Annotated in this window: 16 protein-coding genes; 5 read left to right on the top strand and 11 right to left on the bottom strand. The window is 45.1% G+C overall.

Going from position 1 to position 18,517, the window contains the following annotated elements; genetic code table 11:
- Nucleotides 1–26: 26 nt before the first annotated feature.
- From H509_RS26610 to H509_RS0103500, 5 genes are all read right to left on the bottom strand, one after another.
- The gene (locus H509_RS26610) at nucleotides 27–395 is read right to left on the bottom strand and encodes a hypothetical protein (RefSeq protein ID WP_028543848.1); all 369 of its coding nucleotides are present in this window, start codon (nucleotides 393–395) and stop codon (nucleotides 27–29) included.
- Nucleotides 396–646: 251 nt separating this feature from the next.
- A complete protein-coding gene (locus tag H509_RS0103515) occupies nucleotides 647–2,170 on the bottom strand; it encodes a sulfatase family protein (protein WP_036696007.1) in 1,524 nt (507 codons plus the stop codon).
- Nucleotides 2,171–2,241: 71 nt separating this feature from the next.
- Nucleotides 2,242–3,741 (bottom strand): ABC transporter substrate-binding protein, encoded by a 1,500-nt coding sequence (locus tag H509_RS0103510; protein ID WP_028543846.1) that lies wholly within the window; start codon nucleotides 3,739–3,741, stop codon nucleotides 2,242–2,244.
- Between the two features lie 531 nt (nucleotides 3,742–4,272).
- Nucleotides 4,273–4,986, bottom strand: a complete 714-nt coding sequence (locus tag H509_RS0103505; protein WP_028543845.1) for a queuosine precursor transporter — start codon at nucleotides 4,984–4,986, stop codon at nucleotides 4,273–4,275.
- A gap of 154 nt (nucleotides 4,987–5,140) precedes the next feature.
- The gene (locus H509_RS0103500) at nucleotides 5,141–5,683 is read right to left on the bottom strand and encodes a PadR family transcriptional regulator (RefSeq protein ID WP_028543844.1); all 543 of its coding nucleotides are present in this window, start codon (nucleotides 5,681–5,683) and stop codon (nucleotides 5,141–5,143) included.
- Between the two features lie 302 nt (nucleotides 5,684–5,985).
- Between H509_RS0103500 and H509_RS0103495 the strand changes: the two genes are divergently transcribed.
- The 5 genes from H509_RS0103495 to H509_RS0103475 all read left to right on the top strand — a co-directional run bounded on the left by H509_RS0103495 (nucleotide 5,986) and on the right by H509_RS0103475 (nucleotide 11,255).
- Nucleotides 5,986–6,837: a hypothetical protein gene (locus tag H509_RS0103495; RefSeq protein WP_028543843.1), complete on the top strand. Its 852-nt coding sequence runs from the start codon at nucleotides 5,986–5,988 to the stop codon at nucleotides 6,835–6,837.
- Nucleotides 6,838–7,049: 212 nt separating this feature from the next.
- On the top strand, nucleotides 7,050–8,924 hold the full coding sequence (locus tag H509_RS0103490; protein WP_028543842.1) for an FAD-dependent oxidoreductase: 1,875 nt from the start codon (nucleotides 7,050–7,052) through the stop codon (nucleotides 8,922–8,924).
- A 96-nt stretch (nucleotides 8,925–9,020) separates the two neighbouring features.
- Nucleotides 9,021–9,503 (top strand): hypothetical protein, encoded by a 483-nt coding sequence (locus H509_RS0103485; RefSeq protein ID WP_028543841.1) that lies wholly within the window; start codon nucleotides 9,021–9,023, stop codon nucleotides 9,501–9,503.
- A complete protein-coding gene (locus H509_RS0103480; protein WP_028543840.1) occupies nucleotides 9,490–10,485 on the top strand; it encodes a polyprenyl synthetase family protein in 996 nt (331 codons plus the stop codon). Before H509_RS0103485 ends, H509_RS0103480 begins: the two co-directional genes overlap by 14 nt.
- A 239-nt stretch (nucleotides 10,486–10,724) precedes the next feature.
- The gene (locus H509_RS0103475) at nucleotides 10,725–11,255 is read left to right on the top strand and encodes a hypothetical protein (RefSeq protein WP_028543839.1); all 531 of its coding nucleotides are present in this window, start codon (nucleotides 10,725–10,727) and stop codon (nucleotides 11,253–11,255) included.
- Between the two features lie 88 nt (nucleotides 11,256–11,343).
- Here the strand turns inward: H509_RS0103475 and H509_RS0103470 are convergent, their stop codons facing one another.
- The 6 genes from H509_RS0103470 to H509_RS0103445 all read right to left on the bottom strand — a co-directional run bounded on the left by H509_RS0103470 (nucleotide 11,344) and on the right by H509_RS0103445 (nucleotide 18,514).
- Nucleotides 11,344–12,708 carry an FtsW/RodA/SpoVE family cell cycle protein gene (locus H509_RS0103470; RefSeq protein WP_028543838.1) on the bottom strand — a complete coding sequence of 455 codons (1,365 nt, stop codon included), beginning with the start codon at nucleotides 12,706–12,708 and terminating at the stop codon, nucleotides 11,344–11,346.
- 3 nt (nucleotides 12,709–12,711) lie between these two features.
- Entirely contained in the window at nucleotides 12,712–13,038 is a 327-nt protein-coding gene (locus H509_RS0103465; RefSeq protein ID WP_028543837.1) for a PadR family transcriptional regulator, read from the bottom strand.
- 198 nt (nucleotides 13,039–13,236) lie between these two features.
- Nucleotides 13,237–14,112 (bottom strand): UbiA-like polyprenyltransferase, encoded by an 876-nt coding sequence (locus tag H509_RS0103460; RefSeq protein WP_028543836.1) that lies wholly within the window; start codon nucleotides 14,110–14,112, stop codon nucleotides 13,237–13,239.
- 12 nt (nucleotides 14,113–14,124) lie between these two features.
- Nucleotides 14,125–15,435, bottom strand: a complete 1,311-nt coding sequence (locus tag H509_RS0103455) for an aspartate aminotransferase family protein (protein ID WP_036696003.1) — start codon at nucleotides 15,433–15,435, stop codon at nucleotides 14,125–14,127.
- Between the two features lie 164 nt (nucleotides 15,436–15,599).
- Nucleotides 15,600–17,582 carry a peptidase U32 family protein gene (locus H509_RS0103450; RefSeq protein WP_028543834.1) on the bottom strand — a complete coding sequence of 661 codons (1,983 nt, stop codon included), beginning with the start codon at nucleotides 17,580–17,582 and terminating at the stop codon, nucleotides 15,600–15,602.
- 140 nt (nucleotides 17,583–17,722) lie between these two features.
- Nucleotides 17,723–18,514, bottom strand: a complete 792-nt coding sequence (locus H509_RS0103445; protein WP_028543833.1) for an energy-coupling factor transporter transmembrane component T family protein — start codon at nucleotides 18,512–18,514, stop codon at nucleotides 17,723–17,725.
- Nucleotides 18,515–18,517 lie beyond the last annotated feature (3 nt).

Below are 18,517 nucleotides of genomic sequence, written 5' to 3'. Positions count from 1 at the left end.
TAGACATATCGTGCAGTGACGAATAGCTATTTTACAGGACTGCGTGTAATATAGTCCAACCACTTATCAATGTGTGTTTTGAGAAACACTTTCTTGCTGCCCAATATGCCATAAGGGATAAATCTATAGGTATCATAAATCGTAACATTTTTCTTCAAAAGGTCATCCGTTACAATCACATTTTGAAGCTCTTGGGTTGTCATATGGAGGTAAGCTGCCAGTTGAGCTTCATCCATGATTTCATTTTCATGGAAGTCAGCTGGAGTCGGGGGTTGTTCGCGATGTACTACAACGGCATCTCGGGTATGGCTCCATTGCCCGTGTAGCCCCATGCCTACAACAAAGGAGACGCTTAATAACATAGCGCTTATCAAACAGGACGTGCTCGTTTTCAATGGCGCACCCCTCTTTTTTCATTTTACATATTATAACACTTTAATCGTTCTAAAAGGCATCTCATTAATGAAATGGCAGCAGCCTTGTGCGAGACAACACCTTGCTTGCCACAGACCTGCAACGTCATGCTCCTCCCTAAATAATAACCCAAACAGGCAGCCGAGTACCTAATCCCAGCTGCCTGTTCCTTCAAATGTTTATCAACTCATTTTGTTAACGATAACTTTATTGGCCAAATCAATGCTGTAGTTTAAACACCTACATCCCTTAGCCGTAACAATCGGTATTCCACAACGAGATGGTCTTGATGCTCTTCCATCCAATCCGCCAAACGTAATCGCATACAACGCAGCACTTCCGCGTACTCCTCATCTTGAATCCGATTATGCATTTCATAGGGATCACACTTCAGATCGTATAGCTCATCAATGTCGCCACCGTTAAACACATACTTATAATTCCCCATACGAATCATCCGTTGTGAACATAACAAGCTGCCTAGCCCCGTAAATTCCGTCACAACCGCATCCGGCCAATCCGCCACTGGTTCCCCTCTCACAATCGGTTCTAGCGAACGTCCGTCTGCCCCATGATGGAGCTCGGAAATACCTGCGTAACATAACAGGGTAGCGTAAAGGTCGCAAGTGCCTACCATATGCTCTACCTTGCGCCCTCCCTCTCCACCACCCGCAGCAGGCTTCACGATAAGTGGAATGCGGCATGTTTCATCATACATAAAAAATCCTTTGTCACATAAGCCGCCATGAATGCCAAGCGATTCGCCATGATCTGCACAGAACATAATGACCGTATCGTCATAGACTCCCTTGTCTTGCAAATACTGCACGATACGTCCAACCTGGCGGTCGATATGGGTCATGACTGCATAATAATGTTTCACAAATGGTTCAAACGTTTCCCACTCTTGTACCAAACTTCGCTTTACGTTGTGTATCGTAGGCTTTGCATTCCCGTCATCCTTGAAGTTCCGCCAAGGTGGAATTCTCACGTTTCGGTACAAGTCCAATGTATCTGTCGGCGCAATATAAGGCTCATGTGGCCCCCAATAGTGGATAGCCATCATAAACGGCTCCTCCCGTTCCAGAAAGTGGTCCATATGGATCATTGCGCGATCCGTAATGTAATGTTCAACTGTCGTTTCTACTGGAGAAGTAACTTCAGCTCCAAAATGACCTCCATAATGCCCACTAATACGATTCTCAATTTTGAGTTCCAGTCCCTGCTCAACTAAATATTTACGGAATTGCGCATAATCCCAGCCACCGCCGCCATGTCCTGGGAAGTTATCACCCTCATATCCTACGTCGGTGGGCAGTGAACGATTGCCCGCAGCCATGTCAGGAAATTCGATATATTTCAAATTTCTTTCGAATAAGTCCCGATCTGTTGGCCCTTGCCCCAGATGCCATTTGCCAGTGTGGCCTACGCTGTAGCCAGCACGTTCTTTGAGTTGGCGGCTAAGCAAATAGTCCGTTTGTGGAAGCTCGTTCACTAGACAGCCAGGAGAATACGTATTGTTTTGCATCCCATGCTTAAATGGGTACATGCCTGTCTGCATAGAAGCCCGAGCAGGCGTACAAACCGGAAAGCTAGCATAGGCGTTATCAAATACGACCCCTTCTGCCGCTAGACGATCCAGATTCGGTGTCTGACATAACGTGTCCGCGTCATAACAGGATAACGTATCCCGTCGCTGCTGATCCGTCACAATAAACACGATGTTAGGTTTGTTCGATATATGCTTTGTCGACATGTTCACCTTTCTCCTCCTTCTCATTCAACAGCACGAAGCCGGAGCCTAATGGCTGCGGCTTCGTATCATCCTTATTTCTTGGATTTCACCCATTCATCAATTTGACGCTGCGCTTCTTCCATCAATTTCTCGATGCCAGCCGCCTTGTATTTCTCCATCGCTTTAGGGACAAACACTTTAGGGTCAACTGTACCTGTTGTTAATGTTTTATCGAATTCATCGGAAACGTTCTGTACAGCCGCAATTTCACTACGAATTTTAGATGTATCCAGCGTGAAGCCAAGCAGCGGTGCATTTTTAGCCGAGTTGTTAAAGTCCTCAAATTGCTTCCACTTGTCTTTCGGATCTTCAGGCAGCAGATCCAGCAAGAAGAAATTGCCGAGAGTAAACTGCGGCACGTCATAACCCTCTTTTCTTGCAGGAAGCGGCTCAATCGTCTGATCGTCCACACGTTTATAGTGCTTACCTTCGATACCATTGTTAACTAAGTTACGCAAGTATTTGTCCGTATTCAGCAAATTAATAAACTCCATCGCCTTCTCTGGATATTTCGAAGTTGCCGAAATCGCCATCATGGAGCCTGTCACAGACCAGTTGTATACCATTGCTTCTTCCGCAGGCTGCACGACCACTTTGTCCGGAATGCCCTGCGACCAGCTCGACTCTGCAAATGGTTGGTAATGTGCAGTATCCACAAACCATCTGCCTGTCTTCAACGCATCACTTGCATTAGCATCGGTATAAGTAGATACATCCGACGGCATAAAGCCTGCTTTGTAATAGCGGTGCATCGTCTCATACTGTTTCATCTGTTCTGGTGTATCCAGCGTAATCTGAAGCTTCGGCTCTGTAGCATGAAGCGGCACACCAATTGGAATCTTAGCATCGATCAAATAATCATACATTTGGGGCAGGCCGATTTTGGAGGCGATCGGTTTGATCTTCTCTTGTTCTGTAACGGTTTTTAGCATCGGCTCCAAATCTTCAAGAGTTTTTATTTTTGTAATGTCGAACTTATATTTGTCAACCAAGGTCTGATTGAATCGGTATACGCGCTGTGCGGGCAGCTCTTTGTTGACCGGAATAGCGTACAGTTCACCTTTAATTTTGGCGCCCTCAAGGAAGGATGGATGTACGACTTCCTTAATACCGCTGCCATACTGATCCAACAGGTCATTCATCTTGTAAAACGCACCCTTTTGCGCGTTGTTTACATAGTTAAACGCCCATGAGCAGGTAAAGGCAATATCGTATGGCTCTCCAGATGCAGCAATTACTTGCATCTTCTTGTCGTAATCGCCCCAATCCAGCATTTTAATGTCAATTGTGGCATTTATTTTTTCTTTCGTGTATGCACTTACTTTTTCAAAAACTTCCTTCGTATCCTTCTGTGGCGTACCAATCGTATACCATACAAGCTCAACAGGCTTCTCTTCTTTTTTGTCAGCAGGTTTGCCTGATTCTTTTCCTTCGGTTGTTGAGCCGCCGCCACTGCCACAAGCAGACAGCAGCATTGCAGATGCCAGCACCATTATAAGCGTGAGAAGTAGTACTCTTTTTCCTTTGTTCATACTTATTCCCCCTAGTTGATCTTTGTTGTATCAGAACCTCCATAACTAGTAGTTAAAGAGCACTCTGAACGTATACAAACGTATGGCTTTGAACAGAAGCGCACTATTAATGTAATCGCTTACAAGGATGGTGATCTCATTATAAGCTACGGTTTGAAGAGGAGCAATACTTTTGTAAAAAAATTTGACAATATTTTTTACATTATTGCGCTATAATTTTCACCATAATATTCATTTAGAGCACGTAAAATTTTACATTCCCCTATCAACTTGAGGCTATCCACTGTACAGACAGACCGCTTCTATAAAACACTGTCCCTTTTACAGCCTATTTCACTTCTGACACGCGCATCCATAAAGTATAAGCGATATAAATTACGCATTTATTTCTACATCAAGAAGTTACATTCGTAACATTTTAACTTGTTTTTGCACATAAAATGTACATATAATACACAAAAAAACCTTAATCACTCCCCCACTTCTTTCGCATACGCACGAATGGGACAATGATTAAGGTTTGTACAACCTTTAAGGTTGGTTTGCTGCTGTTTCATCTGTATGATCAAACTGACGTACACGGAAGCTTCTAGCCCAATACAGGAATGGGGTCGATGCAACGGAGACAATTAATTTCACAGCATATGTGGTCATAAAAATTTGGAACCAGATGTCCCAAGTATAGAATCCGCCAAATGCAATCATACAAAACACAAAGGAATCGGCCAACTGACTAATCCCTGTGCTTAGATTGCTTCTAATCCATAGCTGATTCTTCTTGCCGTACTTAGCCTTCACTAGACTGAACAGTTTCACGTCAAGGAACTGGCTGACAAAGTAAGCTGTCAAGCTTCCCGCCGCAATGCGGGGCATCAAGCCGAATATTTGCTCCAACGATTGTTGTGCCAAATCTCCGGTCTGGGGTGTGAAAATAAGCGCCATCTGCATAATGACCGTCGTCATAATGAGTGTAAAAAATCCAAACCAGACGGCACGTCGCGCTTCGCGGGCACCATACTTTTCATTTAATAAGTCGGTCGTTAAAAAGAGCGTCGCATTGGCTGTATTCCCCAGTGTCATGACGATGCCTAGCATCTCAATCGTCTTGACGACTTGAATGTTGGCTACTACCGTCATTACACCGATCCAGGCATAAAGACCGTATTTACCAAAAAAACGATAACAAATAAGGAAGAATGCAAAGTTCGTGAATACGAACAGCACTCCCCACCAAGCATTAAACATATAATTCCTCCTTAGTTTTGGTAACGCGGGATGGTTACGAACCGCGGCCCCGCCCAAGGAGCGGAGCACAGGCTTATAATGACACAACGAACATCAATGTAACATATCTACATAGGGTTGCCAAGGGGTTGCCAAGCGAAATGTAAGTGGAAAGTTATCGCTCCCAGAATTCGAAACTTTCCTCAGAGCGAAGATACTGTATTCCTTTCTGGAATACGCTGATCTGGGCTTTGTAGTCTTCCATGCCGAACTGGAGCGAGATAAGACGCGGAGCAGAAAGGTCCTGCTTGTGCATGTGATAGGCGTGTTCAAGCTGTGCCAATTGCGCTTGCCGCTGGATAACCGCTTCTTGAAGCCGCTCAATCAACGATTGTGCATCGCCAAATTTGCCAAAGTAGAGGCGAGCCAAAATGTCTGAGCGGTAAATGTCCGCCTGAATAGGAGAAAATAAATATTGATAAAATTGCTCCTTGCCCTGGTCCGTAATGGAATACAGATTCTTGTTCGGTTTCCCTTCTTGAATAATCGTTTCCTTTTCAATAAGAGCAGTCTTCTCTAACTGCTTCAAGGTCGGATATACCGAACCATAGCTCGCATCGAAGAAATGACCGAGGCTCACTTCATAATGTTGTTTGATATCATAACCAGACATAGGGCCCTGCATGAGCAGACCCAATATAATATCTTTTGCTTGCATGTCTACACCTCGTTGTCTATTTCATTGTCATAACTTAGAAACATAATCTATTGTATAAAATTGTCCATCATGTTTCCATCCTACAATTTCCATTATGGCAAATAACTAAAATATGATCATTTTGCGAACAATGTTATCGATATACAACATCCCTTTTAAAACTATTCCTTAAACTCTTGCAAGTTTGTGATAAAGTGTTACAATGTACTTGTGGCTAGTTAGATAAAATTTTCACAAAGTATATTTTACTCAACGATCTTCAAAACAAAAAAATTTTCCAAAACAAAAGGTGGAGATGTAAGATGAAAAAGAAATTAGCATTGCTTTGTACAGCAGTATTGGCATTTGGTCTTCTAGCAGGATGTGGTGGAGCAAAAGAAGAAGCTAAACAACCAGAAACATCAACTGAAACACCATCTGCAGGTGCAGAGCAAGGTCAATATAAAGACGGCAACTACTTTGCTAAAGGTACACCAGATGATAAAGGCTGGATGTACATGGTCAAACTTGAAGTAAAAGACGGCAAAATTACAGCTGTTAATTGGGATGGCGCTAACACAAAAACAGCCGGCGATACTAAAAAACAACTTTCTGAATCCGGCAAATATGGCATGAAAGCAGGCGGTGCTCAATCCGAATGGCACGAGCAAGCTAAAAAAATGGAAGATGCACTTATTGAAAAGCAAGATCCTAAAGCAATCGCAGTTAAAGAAGGCAAAACAGATGCTGTGTCTGGCGTATCCATTCACGTAGGTGATTTTGTTACTTTGGCTGACCAAGCATTGGCAGCAGGCCCTGTTGAAGCAGGTCAATTCAAAGATGGCGGATACCATGCTGAAGGCAAAGATTTTGACGATAAAGGTTGGAAAGAAACAGTTGATGTAACAGTATTTAACGGACAAATCGTTGCAGCTAACTGGGATAACATCAACAAAGATGGTAAAGAAACAAAAAAACAAAAATCCATTGCTGGTACTTACGGTATGAACTGGCATGAGCAAGCTAAAAAAATGGAAGATGAGTTGATCGCAAAACAAGATCCTGCGGCGCTTGTCGTTAAAGAAGATGGTACACAAGATGCAGTAACAGGTGTATCAGTCCATGTAGGCGGATTTGTTAAATTGGCTCAAGAAGCACTCGCTTCTGCAAAATAATTCATTTCTAGTCTAAGTATACAGAAGCAGACTATTGGCAGCTCCGTTGCATAAAAAAGCGTATGAATTACACCTAGTGTGGAAAACATCACAGCTTTTTCTGCGGCGGGGCTCCATTCTTGATAACATGTAGCTTAAATTTAAATCTTTTGTATTTAAATTATGGAGACTATACTAAATTTTAAATTTCACAGCAGGGGTGAAACAAAACCATGAAAAAGATCGTTGTATTGGGCGGCGGATATGGTGGTGTTCTCACAGCGAAGAAGCTGGCTAAACGTCTAAATAAAGACAAAGACGTCAGCATCACGCTGATTGACCGCAAACCTTACCATACGATGATGACAGAGCTGCATGAAGTCGCAGCGTGCCGAGTCGATGAAGATGCCATCAAAATGGATTTGAAGCAAATTTTTGCGGGTCGTAAAGTAGATGTAGTGTTAGATGAAGTTACTAACATTGACTTTAACGGGAAATCACTTAAAGGCCGCAAACAATCTTATGATTATGATTATCTAGTTATCGGTACCGGATGTAAGCCTTCCTTCTTTGGTATTCCAGGTGCAGAAGAGCATTCCATGACGCTCTGGTCTTTTGAGGATGCTGTTCTTTTGAAACGCCAAATTCGTGACATGTTCATGAAAGCGACCAAAGAACTAAATGCAGAGATGCGTAAAGAAATGCTCACCTTTGTAGTCGTTGGTGCAGGCTTTACGGGTGTCGAATTAATTGGTGAAATTGCTGAATATCGTGAAGAGCTCTGCCATGAGTTCCACGTTGATCCTTCTGAAGTTCGTCTTGTTGTAGCTGATATGGCACCTAAAATTTTGCCAATCTTGCCGGACAAGCTGATTAAGAAGGCTGAGAAGTATTTGACCAAGATGAATGTAGAAATGATTACAAGTGCTAAAATTACAGGCGTGACCGAAAACTCTGTCGTGCTTGGTGACAAAGGTGACGTTAAAGCGCAAACGGTCGTATGGACTGCTGGTGTCGAAGGCTCCGAGCTTGTTGGCAATCTGGATGTTCAACAGAACGGTCGTAAACGTATCGTAACTAATGATAAGCTGCAATCTGTTGATCATGAAAATGTGTATGTCGTAGGTGACAACATTTTCTACATCCCAGAAGGCGAAGAACGTCCTGTACCGCAGATGGTAGAAAATGCGGAGCATTCCGCTGGAATAATTGCACATAATATTACAGCTGATATTAAAAATGGTACGAAAAAATCGTATAAACCGACCTTCCACGGCACGATGGTATGTATCGGTGGTCGTTACGGCGTAGCTTCTGTTGGTATGCCTGGCAAGATGTTTAACTGCACGGGCTTTATGGCTATGCTCTTTAAACATCTGATCAACATGGTTTACTTTATTCAGGTGCTTGGTTTCTACAAAGTATGGTCTTACAAGATTCACGAATTTTTCCGTGTGAAAAATAATCGCAGCTTTGTAGGCGGTCACTTGGCTATGCGTTCGCCTAACTTCTGGTTAGTGCCACTTCGTATCTTTATCGGTGGTAAATGGCTGCTAGAAGGCATTGAGAAATTACAAAAGGTTATTACTGATCCAAGCAAGATCTTCTTGATTCCTGCTAAGGTTACAGATGGTACCACTGGAGCTTCTCAGGCAATTGACGCCGTTAAGGAAACCGTTGACGCACATACAGCAGCTTCCGCAGTTGAAGGTGCAAAAACAGCAGTTGAGGCGATTCCGGTTCCAGGTTTTATCAAGAACATGGTTGACTGGTCTATGGATACGTTCTTCTATACAGCTGATGGTGGATTTACTGGATTGGCTCATTTCTTCCAAACCGGTATGGTTATTGCAGAGATTGTATTCGGCGCTATGCTGATTCTAGGTCTGTTTACGGCAATCGCTTCACTTGGTACCATTGCAATGGGTGTTATGATCTATACATCCGGTATGGCTCCATATGAGATGTTATGGTATGTCTTCGGTGCTTTCGCACTGATCGGTGGTTCCGGCAGCACGCTTGGTCTGGACTACTACTTGTACCCACGCCTGAAACGGATGTGGAAGAAAGTTCCGTTCGTCAAAAAATGGTACCTTTATACGGATTAATACGTAAATAAGAATAGGCTTCACTCGATAAACGTAAAGTAATGTGTACATGTTGCACATTACTTTACTTATTTCTAAGGGAAGCGGGGGGTTCCCATGAACCGGCAACTCTTACAAGAAACGAACCAACTTCTAATGCAAGAACTTCCTGCGCAAACGGGAATTCATTTGAATGCGGGCGCAGACGAGCCTATCCTGCTGGACATGGCAGAGGTGTTAGTCGGTTATGACATGGAGCAGCAAGACCGTCGAGTGCTCCTAGGCTGTTATTGGCTGTTGCTTCAGTCCATTCGCAGCCATGATCATCTGCCAACTCATCCGGATCACGTCGGACGTGGCGTACTGGATGGAGACTTCTTGCAAAGCTTCTATTTGCAATTTGCACTGCGGCATGGATTCGTTGACCTTATTGCCGACTTGGCAAAGACGATGAAGCTTGTGCAAATTCGCCGGGCAGAAGGCTCCCGCACCATAGAAACGCAACTTCACCAGCGATTGTGCAGATTCGTATCGAAACGATACTTGCGTCGATACAAGTCCACGCAGCGCTTTAAGCAGGTGACGTATGATGTTATCTAGCCTCTCTTTGGCGGATCAACTTCACGTTTCGTTAAAGCGTATCAACCGCGATCTGGAGCGGATTGTAACCTACGATGAGGATTTGACTTCACGATCGGTCATTACAAGAAATGTAATTGAACTCGTTCGAGCCGGCGGTAAGCGATTGCGTCCAATTATGGTTATTGTCGGTAGTCGTTTCGGCAGTGATCCTGAAAATAATAATGTATATCGTCTCGCTTCGGTGTGTGAATTCATACATGCAGCGTCACTTATTCATGATGACATTCTGGATCAGGCAGACACAAGACGAGGTCAACCCGCCCTGCACAAGAAGACGGATCCGAAAACAGCCGTCTTTATCGGAAACTATATGATGTGTCGTGTCGTTGAATTGCTGACTGAGCAAAAGGGCAATCTGGAAGACTACGTTAAAGATCTTACGGCCGTCACGACAACGCAGCTTTGCCTTGGCGAATACCAACAGATGGACCAGCGTTACAAATTCGATGTCCCATTAGAACAATATTGGGAAAAGACACGTAACAAAACAGCCTTGCTGATGGCAACGGCCTTACAGCTAGGCGCACAAGCCGGACTCGCGGATGATGCAGTTATCGAGCTGCTGCACGAGTTTGGCGACCAACTAGGCATGGCTTTCCAAGTTCGCGACGATGTGTTAGATTACATGCAGTCAGCCGATACATTGGGCAAGCCAGCAGGAGCTGATTTGCGTAACGGACAAGTGACACTCCCCGCCATGCTGGCTATGGAGGACCCTTATATACGCAAAAAGCTGCTTCAACTGGGGGCAGATTCCACGGTGGAGCAATTTGATGAAGCAGTGGGACTCATTCGTGACAGTGGCGCGTTAGGACTCGCGTTAGATCAAAGTCAGCACTTTATGAATCGTGCCTGGAGCATTACTGAGCAATTAGCTTCATATCCAGCCCATCGTGATTTGCAGACGTTATGGCGTTATTTTGAAGAACGGACTTATTAATCGTTGACATCCGGGCCTGTCTTTCACAAGATAGGTCCGGTTATTTATATCTCATATCCCAGTCAGTCCACGCGTTACAATTATGTGGCACCGAAGACTACTCCCCTGGCATCACTATGCACGCGCCAATACCATGCTGCGTCTCTCAGGCGTACTCCCCCGTTTACTCTTCCGTGTGATCGGGCATGGTGTTATTATGGAATGGTGTGTATGTGTCACATCACAAAGGAGGTTTGACCGTGCAGACTCGGCAATTTGTCATTGAAGCAGTTATGTTAGCCGCATACGGTCACCTGCTCGTACCCAACAGACCGGTTCAATTTCTGATCCCTTACACGACGATCGCAGAACTATATGAAATGCGCCAAAGCGGTGAGCGAGTCATGCCAGACCCGGAAGAAGATAGGCTGGCCAAGCAGCAGATGGATGCTTTGATTGGCTTCTTCGAAACTGATCTCAACAAAAAGAAGATTGAACGAGCCCTTAGCGCACCGTGGCGCAGCAGCCCTCCGCTGCTATTGCAAAACAATGTTGCCTGCGTCATCATAAATGCGATGGACAATATGCGCTATGGTGAAGTGTTTGATCCGATTGAGACGGAGCTCATCTTAACGAGCATACGCGAGCAGGCGCCGTTATTAACGGACCAATTTGAATATGTGAGCCGCATCATCGAACACGAAATTCCTGTACCGATCTATGATATCGAGGATTTCGATTATGCAATGGAGCAAGAGCCGACTCCATCGGGTTTAAACCCGAAGGTGTAACTGGCACTTCATTACTCTCACAGGCAGTAGCTATATACAAGCTGATAGACGCACATCAGCGACTATCAGCTTATTAGCTGTGCAACAGCTACCTTATCGGTACTCTATCGTCTTGCAATAACGGAATTATATCTTTGCGTATATATACACTGCTAAATACACCAAACATAAACAACCAGCTCATACTCTCCGAGTGGCCTGCCCCAAGCATAGGGAACCCTCCACCGTTTAAAGGCAAGATGCCTATGATTCCGCATACATAGATTAAGATCTTAATGGACAGCAGCATAGGAACAAGCTGCATCATTAGCCGCCCCAGCCTGTCTGGTACAGCTAGTGCTGCACGATGCAGGCTATAAATCAACATCCCGATCACAACAAGCATGAGCAGCCCTGCTGACCAACCGAATGCATGCACGACAAAGACACTTAAATTATCACTTAAAGTTTGAGGTACAGGAAGCTGACTGCTCATTCCATTTCCCCACCATCCTGCTGATGCTAGCGTTTCACGTATGGTACGGTACCCATAATCCAATGAAGGATCAAAAATATGTGCAGGCCATCCCTCTAATCTCCGAGTAATGTAATTCAACAGTTCATCATTGGCGGATACGACGATACCTCCACCAATGCAAAGGCTGATTATCCCGTACAACAAAAGTTTATATCGTTTTAGAAGCAGCAGCAAACCTGCCATTCCAAGCAAATAGAACAGGAGTTGATACATTCGATATTCGTACACGTAAAACAAAATAGGCGTGAAACCCATAATGAGCAATAGTATTCGATGTTTTCGAACAGGTAATTTCCCGATATGATGGATCGTAAGCAGAAAAGCAAGCAGAAATACAAATGGTGACACGGCCCCAAAATCTATCGATAGACCAACTGCCACCAGATAACTTCTTGAACCTACCATATGTCCACGAAAGCTCGATATTTTAGCTAACAAAATGCCCCCTAAGATTAGAGCGTATAACCAAACGCCTGCCTGAAGCCACCTGCGGTAATGAATGAAAACAGCGACTGTAAATATAATGATGCCTACTGCTAAATAAAAGATTCGGGAAACAATAAAGGAATGCTCTCCTCCATACTTGGAAGATATACTATTAACGGATAATTCGTGGGAGATAAATGCAAGTAGACCGATCGTAATCCACACAGCCAAAAGGCCCCATATTTCCCAAGGCCACCGGTGGCGGTGAATAAGGTTAAAGGTTGTTGCCAACTCCTTGACGGGCCCCATCTGCTTCATGCTGCTCTCGGCGGCTTCCAACGCCGAGAGCCCACTGCTTACAGCTTCTTCTTGAGCAGACCACAAATGGTCCAACAGCTCATCACCAATCTGCTTATGCATTTCCTTGGCCTTTACTTGCTGTAACACGTCCTGCACATAAGCAGCAAATCGTTCCTCACACATACGCTGACTATCAGCTTCGATACACACACGCTATGCCTCCCCCAGCACTTGATTTAAGGACCGCTGGAACAACTGCCATTCGCCTGTCTTCTCTTGCAGCAGTTTACGTCCCTTATCCGTAATCTGATAAGTCTTGCGTGCGCGCCCTTCCGCTTCACTCCATACAGCCTCCACAGCACCGTCACTTTCCAGTGCATGCAAAATGGGGTACAACGTGCCCTCCTTTAAGGCAAATACGCCGGATGAGGCAGCTTCGAGCTTCTTAATTAGCTTGTACCCATACATGGGCTCCTTCTCTAACATGGACAGAACTAGCATTGTTGTACTGCCTTTCAACAATTCTTTGCTAACCTTCAACCTACTCACCGCCTATTCCTAATGTTGGAATTTTTAATGCCTATATACACTATACATCGTAAATCTATGTATGTAAAACAATAAAGGCTGAACCAAGCCATATCCCTGCCTTGGTTCAGCCTTGTAACATTATTATTAAATCGAAACCCAACACCATACTCTATGCGACTTGTTTGGTTTTCTGTTAAAGCTTGTCCATTACAACAGAAATTGATCTGTCAACGTACAAAACAAGATCACCATACTAATAATCTGGTTTAAGTTGTATGACGCTACGTTCATCCGTTTGCGGCTGGCTGGCTTAATAATGTTGTGTTCAATCGCCAACAGCAAACACGCAATTCCGATGCCCGTGAGGTACAACCAGCCGAGACCTGGCTGAACCAAATACAAGGCAAGCAGCAGCAGCACCATAACCATATGCATTGCTCGTGAGATAAATAAAGCATCCTCCAGCCCGAATACACGCGGCACACTCCACAATCCTGTTTTGCTATCAAATTCAATATCCTGTGTAGCATAAATGATATCAAATCCAGCAATCCACAACATCACAATCGTGCCTAACACAAACGGTGTCACTGCAAATTCACCAGTAACAGCAAACCACGCTCCAACAGGGGCTGAAGCAATGGTAAAGCCCAAATACAAGTGACACAGCCAAGTAAAACGCTTGGTGTACGAATAAGAGCAAATGAGCACGATGGCAACAGGCGACAGCCATAAACACAATGCATTTAACATCCCTGCTGCAAGTATAAAGATGGCAAAGTTCACCACGACAAAGATGTACACCTCACGTTCAAGCAGCAGCTTGCGTGGCATGTGTCGATGCGCTGTGCGCGGGTTGGCAGCGTCAAATTTCAGATCGACGATACGATTAAAGGCGTTGGCTCCATTCCGCGCGGCGACCAGAGCAATAAGCGACCAGAGCAGAATATGTCCAGACGGCACACCTTGTGCCGCCCAGACCATCGATATGATCGCAAATGGCAGCGAAAACAGAGTGTGTGAGAACATCACCAATTCGCCAAACATTCGCGTTTTGTGAATAACCTTATGAATTAATTCCATACTGTCATCCCACTACCTTGATGTCACGTCGGCCAAGACCGCTTCCAGTGCGGTCAGCATAGCCTCGACATCTTCTTCTGGCATCATAATAGGTGGCTGGAAGGCAAGCACATTACGGCCAACCCCATTTTTTCCAATAATGAATCCCCGGTCCTTCATCTGCTCCAAGACAAGGTCCGTCAGTTCCGCACTCGCCTGCTCATCCGCTCCGCGCAATTCTGCACCTGCCATAAACCCTTTGCCTCGTACATCCGCAATGACCGTATAATTCGCCTGTAAAGCGCGTAACCCTGCAATTAGCTTCCCGCCAACTTGAGCGGAACGTTCTACCAAGCCTTCCTGCTCGATATAATCGAGCACGGCTAAAGCTGTCGCAGAAGATACTGGATTGCCGCCAAACGTTGAGGCTGAAGGCCGATTAAAGCTGGCCGCAATTTGGTCCGTTGTCGCAAATGCGCCGATCGGCACACCGTTTCCAAGTGCTTTGGCCATCGACAGGATATCAGGCACAACACCGTAATGCTCCATCGCAAACATACGGCCTGTGCGGCCAAATCCCGTCTGGATTTCATCAGCAATCAGCAGCACGCCATGCTGCTCCAACAAGGCTTTGACCTCCTTGAAGTACCAGTCGGGAGGTACCATCATGCCGCCGTTTCCTTGGATTGGCTCCACAATCATTGCCGCAAAGGTGTCCCCTTTCGCAGCCAGCAGTTCGCGAAGCGCCTCCACAGAGCGACGTGCCGCGGTATCGATATCGGTATCGGGCTGATAGGGCCGAGGAATGAAGGCTACTCCTGTATCTAAATAATCATCAGAGCGCCACATCGGTATACCGGTCACACCCATCGTCAAAAAAGTTCGCCCGTGCAAACCTTGTTCCAATGCAATAAAATGACGGCGTTTCGTATGAAGGCGGGCGAGCAGCATGGCACCTTCATTTGCTTCCGATCCACTGTTGCAAAAAAAGGTCCGCTTCAGTTCACCTGGTAGCACACCATTGGCCAAGCGCTCAGCCAAATCTACCATAGGCTGTGTCAAGTATATCGTCGTCGTATGCTGCAAAGTTTGAAGCTGTTCGATCGTCTTTGCTGTAATCCGATCATTACAATGGCCACAGGCTACAACCGATACGCCCGCAAAAAAATCGACATAAGATTTGCCCTCGTTGTCGTATAGATACTGCATCTTGCCCCGTACAATTTGCGGCGGCTGCTTGTAAAAATGATGCGTGCACGGATAAAAATACTCTTTTCGCTTCGCAAGCACACCCTCTGGCCCGATATAGGTCTGATCATGAATGACATTTGTCGCACTGTTCACGTTAATCCACCCTTCTATCTCACGATCTCATCTGGCTGGTCCGCAAGAAGCGGCAGACATCGAGGGTCTGCCGCTCGCGCTGCGGAATCTACTGTACATAAATCAGCATTTTGTTTCTGCTTGTGGTCCAGCCAATGGCAGCATGATAACCATCTGCAAACTTATTAAGCCTCTGTCAGCTCCAAATTCAACGCCGTCCCGAATTGTAAAGACCCAAGCGTATAACCGGCGTATACTGGCTTCATCTGTTCAAACAGGTTGCCGCACTGCGACAAATCCGCGGTTGCTTTGCGATACACACGGACAATTTGACGCAATTGTTCAGGCGTATACGTCTTGCCTTCAATGCGGAAGTGATTAGCACCTGCTTCATGCAGCTCCTTCAGCAGCGGCAAATAACAAAGTTCCTTTGCAAGCGCCAAATGGTTGCGACCGCTCCAATCCCGATAGATTGGATTTTCCCCTTTATCAGTCAAAAGAACAAGGTACTGATTATCGACATATTGATTGTTTTCCTGTGCGATCGGCTCCAACGTGGCCGCATTTTCATACAAATCCAGTTCCAAATACATTACGATTGGAGAACCGTGAACGATAACTTCAACTGGCGTCTTGGCGTGCGCCAGCAAATTACTAAGATCATTTAACGGCAGCTCCAAAGATGCATGCACACGCTCCATGTTAAACTGATTACGATACACATCAGCTGACATATGGTTGTATACGTTAACACAGAAGTCGGCAATCATGGGCAGACCAAGATCACGGAATTTGCGCATAGCGCCAATATTAGAAGCTAACAGTCCATCAAGTCCATAGTAATTATGATTAGTACCATTTTTCAGAAAATGATTGTACTGCTCCATATGCATTTCAGTCATCATCCGAGGCATCCCTAACAAAATTTGAGCCGTACCCTTCTCTGCCGTAAGCTGCTCTATTTCCGCACGATTAAACGGTCGATCGGGTTGGAACACATCCCCAGTTAAGTATACGTAGTCTGCCCCTTCTTCAATCGCTACCCGCGCTTGCGCCATGTTATTAACGTGAACGGATAGAGCAGGCTTCGGCCCTGTTCCCTCCGGTTGACGCTGCACAGCACCCAATGTATCACGAACCTGAACAAGTCGTTCCTCTTTCATCTCCCGCTCAGCTGTAGGCGTGCTGAATACTTTACCTGTGCTGTAGAACTTGCCTGTGCCTTCATAGCGAGTATTAATATAATCCAGACCTGGCTTACCAAACGCATAAGCGGTGGAGAAGTCGCGTTTACGGTTCTCATACAACGTATCCGCACCCTCTTGACGATTATAGCCAAGCGGATCTGCAATATAACGATCAATAGCTTCACCATAGCTGTTTATGACCATCGATAAAAATTCAATGTCGCGCATACGTCCCTCTAGCTTAAAGGATGTAATACCAGACTTGATTAGCTCAGGGATATGTTCATACATATACATATCTTTTGCCGCGAGTGGATATTCAGTCGGATAAACATTACCATCCTTTTTCACCCGATAATCCCAGCGGCAAGGCTTCATGCAACGCCCTCTGCTCGCGCTGTTGCCATAAAGCATAGCGCTGTACAAACAGTTTGCCCCGTGTACCGTACACATGTCACCATGAACAAAGTACTCAAATTCCATTCCCGTCTTCGTTTGCAGCAGCTCTGCAGTATGCAAATCCATCTCACGGGATGCCACGATACGGGTCACTCCCATATCACGCATCGCCTCAATCATTTCGAGGTTATGCACATTCATCATCACGGATGAATGAACTGGAATATTATTAAGATTTAATTGCTGAATCAACGGGAACACAGCCAGATCCTGAGAAATAATCGCATCGGGCCCGACTTTGTTCAAAAATTCAAAATATCGTTTTGCTTCCTCTAAGTCTTCTTCATTGAGCAGGTTATTCACCGTAACATACGCACGTTTCCCACGGGCACGTGTCATGTTAATTGCTTCACTTACTTCATCGTAGCTTAAATTGTACCCCTTACGCATCATCCGCATATTTAAAGAGGGTCCCCCAAAATAAACGGCATCACAATTAGCGTCTATAACCGATTTAAAAATTTCAAAAGTTCCAGCAGGAGCCAACAGTTCAATTTCTTTACCGTTAAAATATCTCGCCACAGTCGTTCCTCCTCACCCGCATAAATTTAAAATTGTATATATTTAAATTACAACAAATACCGCCAGGTTTATGTGACATTATTCACATTTTCAGAAAACGAATTGCATATGTGTTACATGTGTATGCGGAACGGCCCGTCTTATAGGATTATCATTCCTGCTGTAAGCACGATAAATAACAAAATAAATAGTGTGTCTGTACCTTGCCACGTCAAATAACGCAACGAAGTCCTCTTGGCATCCAGCACGTATCCGCGTGATTCCATTGCCATTACGAGCTCTTCAGCTCTGCGAAAAGCTCCTACAGTTACCGGTACCAAAAGGGTCACGACCAGTTTGCCTTTTTCCTTTAGTTTTAAATCCTCATAATCAGCGCCACGTGATGCTTGGGCCTTTAGTATCTTGTTGGCTTCCTCAAAAATAGTCGGAATAAACCTTAAGGCAATCGTTATCATCATCGTCCACTGTTGTGGGGATACGCCTATCAGCTTGAGTGGCTTTAGCACCGCTTCTAAGCCCAAATTAAGTTCAATTGGTGTAGTCGTAAACGTAAGTATAGAGGTAAAACAAACTAATAGCAGCATGCGCCACACCGCATACAAGCCGAGGAGAACCCCTTCGCTAGTTACGGTAAAGCTGCCGATGCTTAGCCACACATCACCGTTATGTTCAAATAATACATAAAAAAGAAACATAAAAGCCATCAGCGGCCACAGCGGCTTGGATGCGCGGCCATAACGACGCAGCGGAATACCAGAAGTCATCAAGATGACAAGGGAGAACGCTGTAATAACAGCTAATTCCAAGCTGTAATCCGCACAAATAACGGCAATCAAAAAAAGCACCATAGCCGTCAGCTTAGCTCGTGGATCAAGTTGGTGGACCCATGATTGCGCCGCCACATAGCGGCCCATAACCATTCGTTCATCCATATG

The sequence above is a fragment of the Paenibacillus taiwanensis DSM 18679 genome (genome assembly GCF_000425125.1).
Lineage (GTDB): Bacteria > Bacillota > Bacilli > Paenibacillales > Paenibacillaceae > Paenibacillus_B > Paenibacillus_B taiwanensis.
The sequence above is the reverse complement of the archived record's forward strand: the minus strand, read 5'-3'. Positions and strand labels throughout refer to the sequence as shown.

Coding starts and splice junctions, on each gene's coding strand:
- H509_RS0103505 (WP_028543845.1), bottom strand. CDS start 4,986: ATGTTTAATGCTTGGTGGGGAGTGCTGTTCGTATTCACGAACTTTGCA.
- H509_RS0103490 (WP_028543842.1), top strand. CDS start 7,050: ATGAAAAAGATCGTTGTATTGGGCGGCGGATATGGTGGTGTTCTCACA.
- H509_RS0103460 (WP_028543836.1), bottom strand. CDS start 14,112: ATGGAATTAATTCATAAGGTTATTCACAAAACGCGAATGTTTGGCGAA.
- H509_RS0103510 (WP_028543846.1), bottom strand. CDS start 3,741: ATGAACAAAGGAAAAAGAGTACTACTTCTCACGCTTATAATGGTGCTG.
- H509_RS0103495 (WP_028543843.1), top strand. CDS start 5,986: ATGAAAAAGAAATTAGCATTGCTTTGTACAGCAGTATTGGCATTTGGT.
- H509_RS0103445 (WP_028543833.1), bottom strand. CDS start 18,514: ATGGATGAACGAATGGTTATGGGCCGCTATGTGGCGGCGCAATCATGG.
- H509_RS0103480 (WP_028543840.1), top strand. CDS start 9,490: ATGATGTTATCTAGCCTCTCTTTGGCGGATCAACTTCACGTTTCGTTA.
- H509_RS0103500 (WP_028543844.1), bottom strand. CDS start 5,683: ATGCAAGCAAAAGATATTATATTGGGTCTGCTCATGCAGGGCCCTATG.
- H509_RS0103515 (WP_036696007.1), bottom strand. CDS start 2,170: ATGTCGACAAAGCATATATCGAACAAACCTAACATCGTGTTTATTGTG.
- H509_RS0103485 (WP_028543841.1), top strand. CDS start 9,021: ATGAACCGGCAACTCTTACAAGAAACGAACCAACTTCTAATGCAAGAA.